At 65.7% G+C, this 14725-nt stretch carries 15 protein-coding genes and 2 pseudogenes; 6 read left to right on the top strand and 11 right to left on the bottom strand.

The features are described 5' to 3' along the window. The first annotated feature begins 120 nt into the window (after positions 1–120). Together E5082_RS33315 and E5082_RS31960 are read left to right on the top strand one after the other, a co-directional pair. Positions 121–579 carry a serine integrase family protein gene (locus E5082_RS33315; protein WP_244321673.1) on the top strand — a complete coding sequence of 153 codons (459 nt, stop codon included), beginning with the start codon at positions 121–123 and terminating at the stop codon, positions 577–579. 360 nt (positions 580–939) lie between these two features. Beyond that, a protein-coding gene (locus E5082_RS31960) for an IS5 family transposase (protein ID WP_190045440.1) occupies positions 940–1739 on the top strand; the annotation gives its coding sequence in 2 pieces (ribosomal slippage) (positions 940–1279 and positions 1279–1739; 801 coding nt in all). Between the two features lie 9 nt (positions 1740–1748). On the opposite strand, the gene E5082_RS31955 is transcribed toward E5082_RS31960, so the two are convergent. The 6 genes and pseudogenes from E5082_RS31955 to E5082_RS31930 all read right to left on the bottom strand — a co-directional run bounded on the left by E5082_RS31955 (position 1749) and on the right by E5082_RS31930 (position 6675). After that, positions 1749–2078 carry a hypothetical protein gene (locus E5082_RS31955; RefSeq protein ID WP_135794698.1) on the bottom strand — a complete coding sequence of 110 codons (330 nt, stop codon included), beginning with the start codon at positions 2076–2078 and terminating at the stop codon, positions 1749–1751. A 70-nt stretch (positions 2079–2148) separates the two neighbouring features. Then, positions 2149–3013 (bottom strand): annotated as a pseudogene (locus E5082_RS31950) (IS5 family transposase). Between the two features lie 54 nt (positions 3014–3067). Next, positions 3068–4213 (bottom strand): hypothetical protein, encoded by a 1146-nt coding sequence (locus tag E5082_RS31945; RefSeq protein ID WP_135794697.1) that lies wholly within the window; start codon positions 4211–4213, stop codon positions 3068–3070. 58 nt (positions 4214–4271) lie between these two features. After that, positions 4272–5915, bottom strand: coding sequence for a hypothetical protein (locus tag E5082_RS31940; protein WP_135794696.1), 1644 nt, complete (start codon positions 5913–5915; stop codon positions 4272–4274). Between the two features lie 238 nt (positions 5916–6153). After that, a complete protein-coding gene (locus E5082_RS31935) occupies positions 6154–6426 on the bottom strand; it encodes a hypothetical protein (RefSeq protein ID WP_135794695.1) in 273 nt (90 codons plus the stop codon). 6 nt (positions 6427–6432) lie between these two features. Continuing rightward, positions 6433–6675 carry a hypothetical protein gene (locus E5082_RS31930; RefSeq protein WP_135794694.1) on the bottom strand — a complete coding sequence of 81 codons (243 nt, stop codon included), beginning with the start codon at positions 6673–6675 and terminating at the stop codon, positions 6433–6435. A 962-nt stretch (positions 6676–7637) separates the two neighbouring features. Here E5082_RS31930 and E5082_RS31925 point away from each other — a divergent pair. Beyond that, a complete protein-coding gene (locus E5082_RS31925) occupies positions 7638–7991 on the top strand; it encodes a hypothetical protein (RefSeq protein ID WP_135794693.1) in 354 nt (117 codons plus the stop codon). Between the two features lie 116 nt (positions 7992–8107). Here the strand turns inward: E5082_RS31925 and E5082_RS31920 are convergent, their stop codons facing one another. The 5 genes and pseudogenes from E5082_RS31920 to E5082_RS33890 all read right to left on the bottom strand — a co-directional run. Further along, positions 8108–8542 carry a TIGR03668 family PPOX class F420-dependent oxidoreductase gene (locus E5082_RS31920; protein ID WP_229919024.1) on the bottom strand — a complete coding sequence of 145 codons (435 nt, stop codon included), beginning with the start codon at positions 8540–8542 and terminating at the stop codon, positions 8108–8110. Positions 8543–8575: 33 nt separating this feature from the next. Then, complete coding sequence (locus E5082_RS31915) at positions 8576–9403, bottom strand: LLM class F420-dependent oxidoreductase (protein WP_135794692.1); 828 nt, start codon at positions 9401–9403, stop codon at positions 8576–8578. 719 nt (positions 9404–10122) lie between these two features. After that, entirely contained in the window at positions 10123–10560 is a 438-nt protein-coding gene (locus E5082_RS31910) for a hypothetical protein (protein ID WP_135794691.1), read from the bottom strand. A gap of 254 nt (positions 10561–10814) precedes the next feature. Next, positions 10815–11885, bottom strand: coding sequence for an MFS transporter (locus E5082_RS31905; RefSeq protein WP_167514202.1), 1071 nt, complete (start codon positions 11883–11885; stop codon positions 10815–10817). Between the two features lie 22 nt (positions 11886–11907). Next, positions 11908–12318: pseudogene (locus E5082_RS33890) on the bottom strand (MFS transporter); the annotation flags it as partial. A 365-nt stretch (positions 12319–12683) separates the two neighbouring features. Between E5082_RS33890 and E5082_RS31895 the strand changes: the two are divergent. The 3 genes from E5082_RS31895 (at position 12684) to E5082_RS31890 (ending at position 14150) form a co-directional block, all read left to right on the top strand. After that, positions 12684–13400, top strand: coding sequence for a class I SAM-dependent methyltransferase (locus tag E5082_RS31895; protein WP_244321672.1), 717 nt, complete (start codon positions 12684–12686; stop codon positions 13398–13400). 91 nt (positions 13401–13491) lie between these two features. Further along, positions 13492–13863, top strand: coding sequence for an RNase A-like domain-containing protein (locus E5082_RS33885; protein ID WP_167514201.1), 372 nt, complete (start codon positions 13492–13494; stop codon positions 13861–13863). Then, positions 13863–14150, top strand: a complete 288-nt coding sequence (locus E5082_RS31890; RefSeq protein WP_135794688.1) for a contact-dependent growth inhibition system immunity protein — start codon at positions 13863–13865, stop codon at positions 14148–14150. Before E5082_RS33885 ends, E5082_RS31890 begins: the two co-directional genes overlap by 1 nt. Positions 14151–14725: the final 575 nt, after the last annotated feature.

The raw sequence follows: 14725 nt of genomic DNA, 5'->3' as shown, positions 1-14725 counted from the left end.
TCGCGGCCAGCCCCGGGAACTCCGTCAGCGTGCGCGCCGTCTCCTAGCGGTGCCGCAGCAGCTGGCGGACGGTGGGCACCGGACGCCGGGTGCAGCGAACTGCTGTCCACCGTGAAGTTCATGGTCCAGACCCTCACCGCCGCCGGCGAACTCCAACGCGACCTCCAGCGTGAACTGACCTACGACGGACTGCGTGCCGCCGAGGCCGAGGGCAACAAGGGCGGCCGCCCCGCCGTTGCGGCCACGAAGACCGAAACCGTCCGCACCGCGTACCTGGAGGGCCGGTCCATCGCCGCCCTCGCCCGTGACCATGGCGTCAGCCGCGGTGCGATCCGTACCGCCGTCGCCGACCTCCTGCCTGACCACACCGCCATCGAGGAGGAGGCACCCGCCCCGGAGCTGCCGGTCACCCTCGACATGCCGGGCAAGGGAGATCAAGAACCTCGGCCCTGGCGGCCCGATCCGGTCCCGCACGCCGGAAGGCGTCCGACAGGAGCTGTGGGCCTACCTCGCCGTCCACCACGCGATCCGCCGGTTCGCCCACACCGCAGCCCTCGCAGGCCCCGCCGTCGACGCTGACCGTGTCTCCTACCTCAGGTGCGTCCGCATCATCCGCCGAAGCGTTCCTTCCCAGCTCGGAGCCACCACCGCCAAGCTCACCCGCTCCTTAACCGAGGCCGGGCAGGAGGCGCGCAGCCGCTTGCTCCCGGCCCGCCACAGGAACTGCCCACGCGCGATCAAGAAGCCGAACCGCTGGCCCGTCCTGAGAACCCGCGCCAGACGAGACACGGGCCAGCCCGGCCGCTGGGCCCACAACCAGACCACGAAGCCGAAGAGCAACCGCCGGGCCGGAAGTCCGGTACTCAGGGGGAACCCGAGCCCTGCCGCCGCCTTAGAGGTCATCTCATTTGGTTGAGTAGGCTGTCCGCTGTGGCGGGGATCGTTGAACGGCTGGTGCCGGACGAGTTGTGGGAGCTGTTCCAGAGGGTCGTGCCGGAGGCGCCATCGCGGCCTCAAGGTGGCGGGCGGCGCCGGCATGGCGACCGTGAGGTGCTGGCAGCGATCGTGTTCGTGGCGACGTCGGGCTGCACGTGGCAGCAGTTGCCGACGTCGTCGTTCGGACCGTCCGGGGCGACCGCTCACCGCCGGTTCACCGAGTGGACGAAGGCTCGCGTGTGGGCCAAGCTGCACCGCCTGGTCCTCGACGAACTCGGGTCCCGTGGGGAGTTGGACTGGTCCCGCTGCGCGATCGACTCGGTGAACATGCGGGCCCTGAAAAAGGGGACCTGGCAGGTCCGAATCCTGTCGACCGGGGCAAGTACGACTCGAAGATCCACCTGATCACCGAGCGGACCGGTCTGCCCCTGTCTGTCGGCATCTCCGGTGCCAACGTCCACGACAGCCAGGCCCTGATGCCGCTCGTGAAGGGCATACCGCCGATCCGATCCCGGCGAGGACCCCGTCGGCGCAAGCCTGGCAAGCTGTACGCCGACAAGGGATACGACTACTCCCACCTGCGGCGATGGTTATCCCAGCGAGGCATCCAACATCGCATAGCTCGCAGGGGAATCGGGACCTCTCAGCGACTCGGCAGGCACCGCTGGACCATCGAACGCACCATGGCTTGGCTCGCTGGATGCCGTCGCCTCCATCGTCGCTACGAGCGCAAAGCCGCGCACTTCCTCGCCTTCACCAGCATCGCCTGCACCCTCATCTGCTACCGCAGGCTCGCCAAATGAGATGACCTCTTAGAACTCTCTGACCTGCCTGGTTGGCCGTCCGGGGAAGGCGCGGGCGGCCATCCAGATGGTGAGTTCGCGGGCGATGTCAGTGATGCTGGTTGCCGTGGTGACCTCGTGCTCGTTGCGGGTCGTGTCACGGCGGACGATCTCGTAGCCGCCTTCGTCCAGGACGGCCACGGAAGCGAACCAGACGGGGTCGTCCTCGTAGGGCTGGACGACCACGAAGGTGTTGTCGGAGTCGTTGAGGTCGCTGATCATTATGAACAGCGCGTCCTCGGAGGGGTCGTCGATGCGGTCGCCGTTCTCGCTGTCGGCGCCGTAGTGCTGAGCCCCCATCGTTGCCTTCCCCTCACCTGTTCACCTGGCCGTGGTCAGCATGGCATGAGGAATCGACAGCTCAGGCCGGTCACAGCCATTCGCCTATCGCGGCGATCAGGACGGTGGCTTCGAAGCGGACGGCGAGCTTGTCGAACCGGGTGGCGACCGCGCGGTTGCGCTTGAGCCGGTTGATCCCGCACTCGACCGCGTGACGGGCCTTGTAGTCCTCGCGGTCGAAGACCGGCGGCCGCCCGCCGGCCTTCCCCCGCCGCTTGCGGTGGGCGGCCTGGTCGGCAGGCTCCGGGATCGTGCACCCGATTCCGCGCTTTCGCAGGTAGGCCCGGTTAGCGCGGGAGGAGTACGCCTTGTCTCCCCGCACTCGCAGCGGCCGGACACGGGGACGGCCCGGTCGGGGGCACCCGGATGCCTTCCAGGACGGCCGCGAACTGAGGACTGTCACCGCGCTGACCTGGGGTGACCAGCAGGGACAGCGGCCGCTGGCCTTGCTCGCAGGCCAGATGGATCTTGGTGGTGAAGCCTCCCCGTGACCGGCCCAGGCCGTGGTCGTCGGGCTCGGTGCGGGTTCCGCCCGGCGGTTCGTTCTGGGCTTGGCCGTCGCGGCGGGCGCCTGCGGCGTGCTGATGGACCCGGCAGATCGTGGAGTCGACGTTGACCTCCCACGTGATCAGCCCTGCTGCGTCCGCGCGGACCTGCAGCCGGGTCAGCAGTTCGGGCCAGGTGCCGTCACGCTGCCAGCGGCGGAAGAGTCCGTAGACCGTTTGCCATGGCCCGTACTCCGACGGCAGATCCCGCCACGGAGCACCGGTCCGCACCCGCCACCGGATCCCGTCGATCAGCCTCCACCGGCCCAACGACGGCCGCCCCAGCACCGCGACCGGCAACAGCAGTTCCAGCACAGCCCACTGCCCGTCAGAAAGATCCCCTCGCCCCACACCGCGATCATCTCGATACGGGACGAGGAGCAGAACCGACTGCCAAAACACGGCCTAGCGGCGGCGGGTACCGGAGGTCGGAACCGAGGTGGCGTGGTAGCCACGGGCGGAGATCGCGCTGATGTCCCTGGCGACCGCGGCCGGCTCGACCGGTGCGGGGGGCAACTCCACGCAAGCGGTCTGCGGCGGCGTAATGCTCTGACCGAAGCGGCAGGCGATCGCGGTCAGCTTGATGGTGATGAAGTCAGCGATCTGTGCTCCGAATTGGATGGGCTTGCCGTTGATGGTGATGTCTCCGACGGTAAAACCCTTGTCCTCGGGAACCTCGTAGACGAACCGGACGGGGTGAGCTTCGTCGCCGCGCTGCCTGATCCAGTAGCTCTTGGGGTCGGAGCCGTCCGGGGTGGTCCAGCCGTCTGTCGCCAGGTTGTCGAAGTAGAGTCCGACCGGGTTGGCGAGGGAGATGTCGGCCTTCTGCCGAGCGAGGGCGTTCACGGCTCCGCCGATGTGGGGGTCGCTGTTACGCTCCGGCTCGCCGTACTGGCTGCAGCTGATGAGCTCCTGGTCGGTAGCCAGCTCCTTGCCGTTAATGACCCGCACGATGGTGGCCGCAGCCGCAAGTTCGATTTCGGCGCTGAGGGTGTTGTTGACCTGGATGAGATGCATGGCACCGTGGGTCGTGGAGTCGTTCCACCGGTTACGGGGGTTGTAGTTGCCGGTGGATCCGAAGAGATCGCTGTGCTTGACGCTGGGGCTGACGTGCTTCTGGTATAGCTCAAGGAGCTTAGCGGGATCGGAGCGCGAAAGCAGCTTCCAGTACTCTGGGCCCTCGCAGGTGAACATGACCTTGGTGATCTTCCCAACGGTGTTGCGGGTGACGCTCCACTCGCAGTACTCGTCCTGGACGTCCCGGCTGGCATCGGCACGCTGCCAGCGCTGTGTATCGCTCAAAGAGTGAATTTTGACCAGGCGCGGGAAGGCCGTCCAGGTGACGGTGGCCTCTTGGGCATCGGCGGCGGTGTCGGTCTTGGTGAGGTCGTAGAACTGGCTACGAGGGCTGTCGTGAAGGACCTTACTGGGATCGGGGCCCTTGATGGAGCCAGTGACGCGGTCGGTGATGAACATGTTCCAGGCCTTCAGCCCGGTTTCGTCGAGATCGTCGAGGTTTCCGGGGGGGCCGTAGGAGTCGAGCAGGCTCATGAGGGGCTCCTTCGAAGAGGGACTGGCGTCAGAGGGATTCAGCGGTCGGCGTCGTCTGTCACGGTCTCGGCACGACGGTGCCGTCGTCGTTCATCCGGAGGCGCGGAGCGTGTTCGGGGATGTTGGTGGTCGGCAAGGTCAGCTCGAACTCGTTGAGCCGCATCACCTTGAATTCACGGCGGCGGGACTCGGCCAGTCGGACGTAATCGTCGAAGCCGGATGACATGCTGATCAGCTTGCTGACGCGACCGAGGTAGTCGTCGATGCGGTTGGCGAAGGCATTGGGCCAGGCGCTGTCCGCAAGGGCCCAGTCAGCAGCGAAGCGGCTCTCGGGACTGCTGGGTGGCAGGCTTGCGGCTGCTTCTACGATCGCCTGGACGATCTTGTCCTGCAAGCCCGCAGTCTCCGTCGCAGTGGTGGGAACGTAGGTCATCAGCTGCGCCCGGTCTGGGCTGAAGACCGGGTTGGTGAAATCGACCATGAGGGCGCAAGCCGCGAACTTGGCTGTGATAATTCCTTGCTGCACCATCTGCTGAACAACATCGTTGTCTTCACAGGCCGCCTCGGGTACGACGAATGCGAAGAATGTGTCGCCAGGCTGGGAGAAGCCGTTGGTCTTTTCCTCCAAACGGAAGTCAAATTTGGTCAGGCTGGCAATGTAGTGGGTAGCTGGAGCCAAGGGCAGAGAGGCGCTGACAGGTAGTTGGAGGTCGTCCAGAAGCGCGTCGCTGTTCAGCCAGAAGCCCGTGGGCAGCGCCAGGTCACCGTCGGCGGGCGTGATTGTCGAGCTCTGCGTCGCGGTACTGGCCAGGTTCACCGCGGTGCTGGTGAACAGATGACGCATCAGTTGTTCGGGATGCCTCAGGGTGCCGCCCTGTGTGACAGCAGCCAAGCGGGCGGCTGTCCAACGGCTGATCAGTGAACGGACGGTCAGTTCCAGGTTCTGTGCACCGATGACATGCTTGTACAGAGGGTTGTCGCGCAGCGTGTCGTCCGGAGCGAGCTGGATCGTCGCAGCCTGGGACTGCCAGTTGATCCAGGGCAGCTTCAGTTCCTTCATCACGACGCTGCCGTTGATGTGGCTGTCAAAGCAACCGTTGCCGCGGGAACCGGTGGTGAGTGAAGACCATGAGTTGCCCGCCCAGATCCAGACCGGGTCGATCCGCATGTAGTAGTTGAAGACACCGGCAGCCTCGTCCCAGGCTGCCACCTGCAGGAAGGTTGTTGCGGGGTCGCCGTTGGCGCCGGTACTCACCAGCAGGTCGACGTCCCGACTAGTGGCGGCGCGAGCGATCGCGAACCGCATGTCACGAGGCAGATCGGGAGCAGCGGCGGGTGGAATCTGTCCGGCCTCGCTGATGAGGTAAACCGCCTGGCTCCCGGGCGTTGTCGACTGGGGAAGTTCGGAAAGCAGGTCCTGCACTGTCATAGGGAACTTGCCCTGGCGGAACAGCAGTGTGGCCATCGGGTCGCCCAGTGCCGTCAACTCCTGGGCACTCAGCGGACGGACCCGCTGATCTACCCCCGCCACGAAACGGTGTACCTTCCCCGCATGCAGCGCCTGAGTGCCGGCGTCACCTAGCGCGGCAAAGACCCCGTGTGTCGTCGCGCGCTCGATTGCCGGGCCGGAGGTGCTGTCCTCGCCCGTCCGCCCTTGCTGAAGCCAGGCGGTCGCTCGTCGGCGCTCTCGAAAGCCATCCACCGATTCGGCCCTTCGTCAGCGAACATCTGTGGTGTGAGACTAAAAGCTAGGTCACCTATTACCGCAGTCTTCTCGGCGCGGCCTCGAAATTCACCCAAAGAGCCCGACGAGGGGCGAATTCCGGGTTCGCGCACCCAAGACGACTTGGCCGCTTTGCGGGACTGTACGGTCGCCGCGTCCACCATCACCTCGCTCGGGGTTGAACCCGAGCGAGATGATGTGTCCTTGCAGGCGAACCCTACCCAGGGCGCACGGTGTTACCTGTGCACAGACCGTCGCCTTCAACCGCAAGTGGGAGTTCTTGAATGTAGCCGTTGTAGGCGCAATGGAATCTCTTGCCGTCGAAGGAGGGTTGAGCTTCCATGCGCCGGAATTGCGGACGCGGAAGTGCCGCGCGTGCGTCGGCCAACTTGTAACGCGTCGAGAAGATGGCGTCTAGGTTGCTTCCGTCAGACTTGCGCCACCGAGCGACCGCAAGCGCTGCGATGTTGCCGGAATCAAATGAAAGCATCGTCTCCTACTCCTCGAAGAACTCGATGTTCTCCAACTCGCCGGTTTGGGCTGTTCCGTTCATGACGTACACTGCGTTGAAGCGGTCCTCGTTCACCAACTGGATCACGGTGTTGTTGCGCAGGACGTTGCCACTGCCCAGGTCAATGGTTCCGGCGGTACGGTAGGTGCCGTTAGCGAGCGACAGAAGGTTTTTTCCTTCGACTTCCTCGCGGTGGAACAGCAGGCTGACCTTGACGTCCGTATACATCAGAGGGTGCCAGCCAGTCAGGACGTGGTTGTATTCCAGCTCACTTCATATACGCCGGTCGTAGGGTCCCCCGACGCCTGCCCCTCCGCTGCAAACTCTTCGTCGTTTATGACTCCGGTGATTCGGACGTCTCCGCTCATCTGCGTGGATGCCATGGTTGCTCCCTGTGCGTTCCGGGTCGCAATGAGGGGTCTCGACGCGACGGTACTATCCCTTGGCGGCTCAAACGGTTCGAAGGATTGAGTGCCGTGCGCTCCGCCTCCCAGCCTGCCTCGCCGGTGCTTTTGACGCAACTGTTGAGGCTGCCCTAGAGGTTGATAGGCGAAAACGTTGATCATTATAGAGATCCCTGTCGTGGCGACCTAGCCTCGAAGCTTTTCAAGGTTTTGCTAGACGCGTCAACGCGCACAGATAGGCGACTAAATCTCTTTGCCTGGTGAAGCATTTCGTCGTTGACGTGGTGATCTCACCCAACACGCTATGGGCCGCGGGCTTCGTTGGCTCCGCACCCTTCCCTTGCGTCCAACGGCGTGACTGCACACGCGTTGACGCAAGTGGGGGGTGCTTCAGGCAGGTCTGAGGAAGAACGAGACAGTTGCTGGCGGGCCGGTTTCGGGGTCGTCGAAGCACTTGGCAGACCGCTGATTAGAGGCTCGAGCGCCAATCCCTCAACCGGGTGCGGCAGCCTCTCGTAACGTGGATGCCGGCACGCTGATGCCGCGAGGGCGAGAGCGGCGGTCGTTGGTGGGCCCTAAAGGGTGTTGCACAACGGCGATCACGCTCAGATCCAGCCATCGGCAGCAAGGTCAACTGCCCGAATGTGCCCGTCTTTCTGCCGTCTTGGAACGCCGCAGGAAGGAGACCCGGAAGATCGACCAGCCGTTGTGCAACAGCCTTTAGGGAGTGTTGTGAAAGTGCACTGGTGGGCGACTGAATCCTGGTAGGCCAGTACAGTCGCGGGCATGGTGAAACCAGTGCTGCGGGCAATCGAAGATGACGGGCGCGCTGTGGACGATCCGACCGAGGACGCCCTGCACGACCTGTTGGCTGATATGAACCTGCGTCACCGGTTCGTGATCCTTAGTAGGCTCGACCTGGAGCCTGTGGATCAGCACTACATGCAGGTGTACCTGAATGACGACATGAGCTACCAGGTGGAGTACCGCGAAGGCAGCGCAGACAAGCACTTCCAGGCTCACGTCCCAAGGCCACATGAGATCATCGGCCCAGAGCCGATTGCCAAAGTGATGATGGACTGGGCGCACGATCGCCAGGGTTGGCGTGAGGCGATGGCATGGCTTCCGATGCCCTGTTAGGGCACCGTCACAGCCACTCGTTGATCGCTGCGACCAGAACAGTTGCCTCATAGCGGACGGCGAGTTTGTCGTACCGCGTGGCGACGGCCGGGGCGGCATGTCCCCTGCCAGTACGGTCACCCCCCCGACGCGGCACGCCAGCCGTGCCACCGGCGGACGGCGATCACGAGCGCCGGACCGGTCGGCGGTCGCTGCCGGTAGGGCGCGTACTTCTCCCGCAACCGGGCCACGGCCGCCGGGTACTCGCCCTGGTCACCGGGCGCCAGCACGCGGGCGTCACCGTCCGCGCGGACCCACCACAGCCGCTCCCAGTCCTCGTCGTACGCGTCGACGAGCAGGCAGACAGCCGGGTGGGCCGCGATGTTGTCCAACCGTTTCAGCCGCTGCGACCTCTTCGGCTTCCAGTCGACGGCGGTGACGATCTCCTCGCCATGGGCCGCGAAGACGACGGGCACCAGATGCGGGCGCAGGCCCGCGTCCACCGTCGCCAGGCGCGCCACCCGCGCGGTCGTGAACCGGCGGCGCGCCTCGTCCTCGGCCATGTCCGGCACGGTCAGCTCCTGTTCAGCGGCAGCCGCGAGCTGTCACCGGTAGCTGGAAGTGGCCTCGGCCAGTTCGTCCAGGGTCCGCAGCGTCTTGTCCTCCGGCAGGGTCGGCAGATACAACAGGACGCGTTCGACGCCGAGTTCGGCGTAGGTGTCGAGCGCCTTCCGGTCGTACCGGCCCGCGTACACCACGACGGACGGGCGGTCACCGGCCGTCCGCCGCATACGCGCGATGCGTTCACCCAGCTTCTCGAGCGGCGGCTCGCTCGGCATCCACGCCGCACCGTACGCGGCGACGCGTTCGAAAGCGCGCTCGCTGTCGCCCCCCACCCAGATGGGCGGATGCGGTTTCTGGACCGGCTTGGGCCAGGCGTAGACGGGATCGAAGTCGACGAAGTCGCCATGGAACTCGGCCTTCTCCTTGGTCCACAGCTCGATCATCGCGCGGATGCGTTCGTCCATGAGCCGCCCGCGGACCGCCGGATCCGTCCCATGGTTGCGCATCTCCTCCCGGTTCCAGCCCGCGCCGACCCCGAAAACGGCCCGGCCGCCGGAGATCAGATCGAGGGAGGCGACCTCCTTCGCGGTGTGGATCGGATCGCGCTGGACCACCAGGGCGATGCCGGTGCCCAGGAGCAGGTCATGGGTCACCGAGGCGGCCGCGGCGAGCGCCACGAACGGGTCGAGCGTCCGGTAGTAGATCCGCGGCAGCTCACCGCCCCCCGGGTACGGGGACTCGCGCTTGACCGGAATATGCGAGTGCTCGGCCAGCATCAGGGAGTCGAACCCACGCTCCTCCAGGGCGGGTCCCAACGCCTTGGGGCCAATGCCTTCATCGGTGACAAATGTCGATACTCCGAACTTCATCCGCGACCACCTCGTCTCGTCAGCACACCTGCTGTCAGTGTGACGGGGCCGGTCGTTCCTCGTCGGGCATGACCTCCCGCGGCGTGGCGTGGCGTGGCGTCAACGGTGTGGGTGCTGTTGCCGAACCGGGCCTGTGACGTCGTCGGCCGTGGGCGACTTGCCGTTGGTGGCGGAGCACTGGTTGCGGGTGTGGTCGATGGCCTTGTCGGGGTCGGCGACCAGGGCGGGGTTGACCCGCGCAGTGCGGCCAGCAGGTCGGTTCGGACCTGGCCGGTGGGCGCGGCTGGCATGCCAGCGACGGCGAACGGGTCGGACGCGTTGGACACGGTGGGCGATGCCTTGGGCGCAGTAGCCGAGGGGGCCGGCTTCTGCTCCGGTCGTGTGGTTCCGTTGGAGACCTGGGCCAAGTAGGCGACGTCGCGGACGCTGGTGAGCAGGTCCACAGATTCCAGGTCGCCGACAGGGAGGAGTTCGCTCCACACGGCCACAGCGGCGCCGGCCCGCTCCTTTGAGCACTAGAGCGCGCCCCTTGATGGGTTGATCGGTTGATCGGATGTGTCTGCCGGGTTATTGATTACTGATGCGATGTGGGCCCGGATCGAGCCGTTGAGACCAGTCGATCCGGTCCGTGGACGGGACGCGGAAGGCCCCGCCGGGGCAGGGGCGGGTACGGCTCTGTCCCGGCGGGGCCTACGTGGCGACCGTCGGACCGGTCGGACCTAGCCGACGTTGAGGTTGTCGTCCACGAGGAACTCCGGATAGCCGAAACGCTCTCCGAGGGCGGTGAACGCGTCGCAGCGGTCTTCGTCGATCGGCACGAAGTACGCCTTCATGGCCCTGAGGAACAGCCGGAAACCGACATCGGCACAGGCTTCGTCGGTCACCCGCTCCAGCGCCGGGACCAGGCCGGGCACCGATCCGTCGACGGCTGCTCGTTCCAGCGCGTCGGCGACGGCGCCAATCTGCTCCAGGACCGCACGGCGCAGCTTCACGTCCGTCACGGGCCGCGGCGGCAACGGGACGAAGGTCGCGTCCGACCGCCGTAGACCGGTGATCCACGCCGTTTCGATGCGGCGCAGCCACTCCCGCCCCGTCAGACCGTGCCGGGCGGATGTCACGGCCGTCTCACGCTCCTCGAACGCCCACCTCAGCGGCATGACGCGCACGTGCCGTCGGCAGGCTCAATGTGAGCGAAACGCACCCGCCCGCTCGCCGATGGCCCAGGGCACTTCGGAGAAGGTCTGCACCGCCCTGCTCGCCCAGGCCGACGCCGAAGGTGACCTGGACTTGGTCGTTGCGGTCGCCTCCACAATGATGCGTGCGCATCAGCACCAGCCGGGGCCGGGCAGAATGGGAGCGGCCAGCGAGCCGGGAGACATGTCCTCGCCCGGTCCCGCAGTGGACTGACCACTCATGCCGACGGTCTGGGTGTCGACCGGCCGATAGTTCCGCGCTGCAGGGTAAGGGCGACGAGGGCACCAAGCAGGATGATTCCGCCCAGGGTAAGGAATGTGATCTCGATTGCTGTTGCGAAGGCTTCGTCCGCGGCTCCACGGACGTGGTCTTGTGAGGCGCCTGGCAGCTGGGCGAGGAGATCGGTGTCGAGCCGCTCGCGTGTGAGGGCGTCATCGAGAGCACTCTGTTCTTCCGGAGTGAAGGCATCGCCGGGTTTCAGGAGGCTGTTCCGCTTCTGCCATTCAATGGCAGTGAACAGCATGTTTGTCAGTGCGAGCCCGAGAGTGGCACCCACCTGTCGGGCTTGGATCGCCAGACCTGCGCCGGCACCCTTGGCTGAGCCCAGAGCGGTGTCCGCAACAAGTGTGGTCGCTGACGGGTAGACCAACGGGGGCGCCAGCCCGAAGAGCAAGAGGGCTGGAACAAGAAAGATGATGCGCCTGTCAAACACCTCGACGGTAAGCCAGAGCAGGCAGACGCCAAGGGTGGCCATGCCCGTAATGACCAGCCGGCCACCATGGCCACGCTCAGTCAGCTGTCCCACGAGCGGCGAAAGGATGATGGTCCCCACGCTGGTGGCCAGCAGTAGTAGACCCGTGCGAAATGCACCCAGGTCAAGTACATGCTGCAGATATAGCGTCATGTAGAGGACGAGCGCGAGTGACGCGCACTGGACGAGGGCCAGAGCCGCCATGGGGACGGATGTCGTGGCGCCGCGCAGAGGCCGGAGATCAAGCAGTGGGCTTCGGGCGCGGCGCTCAGCCAGCACGAAGGCGACGAGCAGCGCGATACCAGCGGTGAGCGGAGCGAGCGTCCCGACACTGGTGAGCCCCCAGTCGGAAGAGCGTTCACAGGCGAAGACCAGGAGGGCAAGCCCAGAAGCGATGAGGACACAGCCCATCAGATCCAGCGAGGTGGTAGCGGGAGCGCGTGTCTCGATCAGATGCCGCCGGGCCAGGACGACGACCAGCGCAGCCACAGGGACCGGGGCGGCAAAGGCCCACCGCCAGCTCCCGTACTGAGCCAATAGGGATGCCCAAGGGCATGGCGATGGCGACAACGGAGATCACCGTGGTCTGAACGCCGATAGCCCACCCATGTTTCTCAGCCGGTAGGGCCGTGGTGAGGTTCGCCAGAGCGAGCGGTACGGCCAGCGCGACGCCCAGACCCTGCACGGCACGAGCTCCTACGAGAAAGGCCCCATCGGTTGCGACGGCACACAGTGCTGATCCGGTGACGAAGCAGGCCATGCCCAGAAGAAACACCCGGCGTCGTCCGATCGTGTCGCCCAGACGCCCGCTGACGACAGCAAGCGCGCACAGCGGCAGAAGCGCAGCGACAACAACCCAATGCAGGGCTGAGCTGTCCAGTCCGAGGTCGCGTTGGACTGCCGGCAGGGCAACGATGATGCTGGTCAGGCTGGAAAATAGCAGAGCACTCGCAGTCACTGTGGCCAGCATGGCGGCCCGCTGCTGGGTCGTCAGGCTTCCAGAATTACCCATAGGTCCCACTCTGCCGACTATCAGCGAGTTTGTCCTTTACCGTGGCTGGATGGGCGACAGGGAACGGCAGCCTCTCGCAGCAAGCCGCCAAACTCGCCACCCTGGCCTTCCTCACCGGGGATGCGCGGATGCGGGCCCGGCACCAGGCCGCAGGCCCCACACCGACTCATCCGACCATCGTCGACCGCGTGATCATCCGGCTCTTCGCGGATACGCGAGCGAGCCCGGCCTACTCGGTGCGGTGTGACTGAGCGCTTCAGTTGGCCGCTCCGAGTGTCACAGTTGGCCACGTCCCGTGCCCTCAGCCAGAAGGAGTCTGCTTGGTGAACTCGATCGTGCAACCGGACGGAGTAGCAGGCGAGTGGCGGGATCGAGTGGCCGCCGTACGCCGCGAGCTCACCGAGCACGGGCCGCCGCGGAGTCCCGATGGAGCTCCAGACTTCGCCACCGTCACGCTGCCGGAACGCGACTGTGATCAGGTACGCGACCTCCTGGTGGATGAGCGAGTCGGCACGGTCATCGAGATCGGACTCGCCTATGCCAGCTCCGCGCTGGCGATCAGCGAGGCGCTGCTGCGCACCGGTTCACGCAACCCGCGGCACGTGGTGATCGACCCGTTCCAGTACACGGCGTACGACGGCGTCGGGTGGGAGCTGCTGCGCAGCGCCGGCCTGGACGACATCGCCGAGCTGGTGACCGAACCATCTCAGCGGTTCCTTGCCCGGTTGGCCGACGTGGGTTTCGCCGCGGACGCGGCGTTCGTCGACGGCAGCCACCACTTCCACAACGTCTTCGTCGACCTCCACTTCCTGGGCGAGATCGTCCGACCTGGCGGCGTCGTGCTGCTCGACGATGTCTGGTGGCCATCTGTCGGCGCTGCCGTGGCGTACTTCGAGACCAATCTCGGGTGGCGTCCGATACCGGGCGCTCTGGCCGACGGGACCGCCGACCCGGCCAGCGGTCGGGCGCGGATCGGCGCCTACCGGCTGCCCGATCCGCGCCCGACGCCGGACTTCAGGGAGTTCCGACCGTTCTGCTGATTTGGGTGGGCTCGCGAGGCCCACCCGAACCGGGCCGCCGCGCGTCAGTCACAGCGGTAGCACGGCGTTGAGCCTGGAGTGTTCAACGCGAGTGCTCACGGGCCGACTGAAGCGCTCAGTCACATCCGGGCTCGCGGGCTGTTCGGGGTGCGGCTGCTACAGGTCGAACTCGAGGTGCTCGAAAGGCCGAGGGACACCAAGAGCCTCAACCTGCAAGGACCTCGCCGCTGCGGAGAAGGCCACCGGAGACAACCTGGCCGCGAATCAGGCGGCGATTCAACAGTGGCTGTCCTCCGCCCCCGCGGGATCGAAAGAGGCCTTTCCTCACACGATGGACAGCGCGGGCAGAAAGGATCTATATCAGGGCCTCGGACACCTTCGTCAACCCGAAATCGTGATCACCGTGCTCAAGAAAGGAGAGCGACGCAGCTACTACACCCTGACGTCCTTCCCGGAGATCTGATGCTTCCCAAAACCCTCAAAAACCTCGCCGGCGCGTACTTCCACCAGGACTACGACCTGGAGTACGAGACACCGATCGAGGCAGTGAACGACTACAAGGAGGTCAACCCCCCGGACTCGGTCAACGCGCTCCGCGAAGCAATCCGCAGCCTGCTCGACACCAGCACCTCGGAGCAGAAGCTCGCCGAGCTGTGGCTGGATGACGGCAACGCGTACTACGACCCGCGTGACGACGGCATCACGATGACCGACTGGTTCCGCACCATGCTGAACGCTCTGAACCACTAGCTCCATCTGCACGCCTGGGGCGGCGCAGGCTCCAAGCCCGTGCCGCCCCTTTCCCCATCGGCGTGGTCGTTGTCACTCTGCTCTACGAGCTGATGGGCAGGTAGCCGTCGGTCGTCCGAATCGACAAGCGAGTGAGGCCCGAGCCAGCTCTGGCCCGATGCGCGGGATCCCGTGTGCGGCCAGCCAGGCGCGCGCACGGTTGGAGAAGGGCGATCACGGTGGTGGCCTTCTCGTCAGGCAGTGCTTCCACCGGGGGCTCGTCGCCCACCAGTCAGTCGCCCCCGCCAGCCGCGAGGACCCCTCGAAGGAAGACCGGCCGTGGCGGCTACATTTACCTGCACTCGGCCATAGACGGGTACAGCCAACTCGCCCACACCGACGATCTGCTCCGGCCTCCAGCCGGTGGTGTCAAGCAGGCCGTCCGGCGGCCCGCCGACCAATTCGGCTTAAAGAGCGTTTTGTCCCGTCGGGGGTGTTTGATAAGTCGCGCCGTGTCAGCGGGTTGGGGCCGCACACGGAAGCGTGTGAGTATCCGCCCGTGGAGTGCGATGTGTGTGGAAGGCCGATGTGGCGAT

It is taken from the genome of Streptomyces griseoluteus, assembly GCF_004784465.1.
Lineage (GTDB): Bacteria > Actinomycetota > Actinomycetes > Streptomycetales > Streptomycetaceae > Streptomyces > Streptomyces griseoluteus.
This window is presented reverse-complemented; position numbering and strand designations above follow the sequence as displayed.

Excerpts from the sequence above, each read along its gene's own strand:
- E5082_RS33315 (WP_244321673.1), top strand. The coding sequence starts at position 121 with ATGGTCCAGACCCTCACCGCCGCCGGCGAACTCCAACGCGACCTCCAG.
- E5082_RS31955 (WP_135794698.1), bottom strand. The coding sequence starts at position 2,078 with ATGGGGGCTCAGCACTACGGCGCCGACAGCGAGAACGGCGACCGCATC.
- E5082_RS31945 (WP_135794697.1), bottom strand. The coding sequence starts at position 4,213 with ATGAGCCTGCTCGACTCCTACGGCCCCCCCGGAAACCTCGACGATCTC.
- E5082_RS31935 (WP_135794695.1), bottom strand. The coding sequence starts at position 6,426 with ATGCTTTCATTTGATTCCGGCAACATCGCAGCGCTTGCGGTCGCTCGG.
- E5082_RS31930 (WP_135794694.1), bottom strand. The coding sequence starts at position 6,675 with ATGTATACGGACGTCAAGGTCAGCCTGCTGTTCCACCGCGAGGAAGTC.
- E5082_RS31925 (WP_135794693.1), top strand. The coding sequence starts at position 7,638 with ATGGTGAAACCAGTGCTGCGGGCAATCGAAGATGACGGGCGCGCTGTG.
- E5082_RS31915 (WP_135794692.1), bottom strand. The coding sequence starts at position 9,403 with ATGAAGTTCGGAGTATCGACATTTGTCACCGATGAAGGCATTGGCCCC.
- E5082_RS31910 (WP_135794691.1), bottom strand. The coding sequence starts at position 10,560 with ATGCCGCTGAGGTGGGCGTTCGAGGAGCGTGAGACGGCCGTGACATCC.
- E5082_RS31890 (WP_135794688.1), top strand. The coding sequence starts at position 13,863 with ATGCTTCCCAAAACCCTCAAAAACCTCGCCGGCGCGTACTTCCACCAG.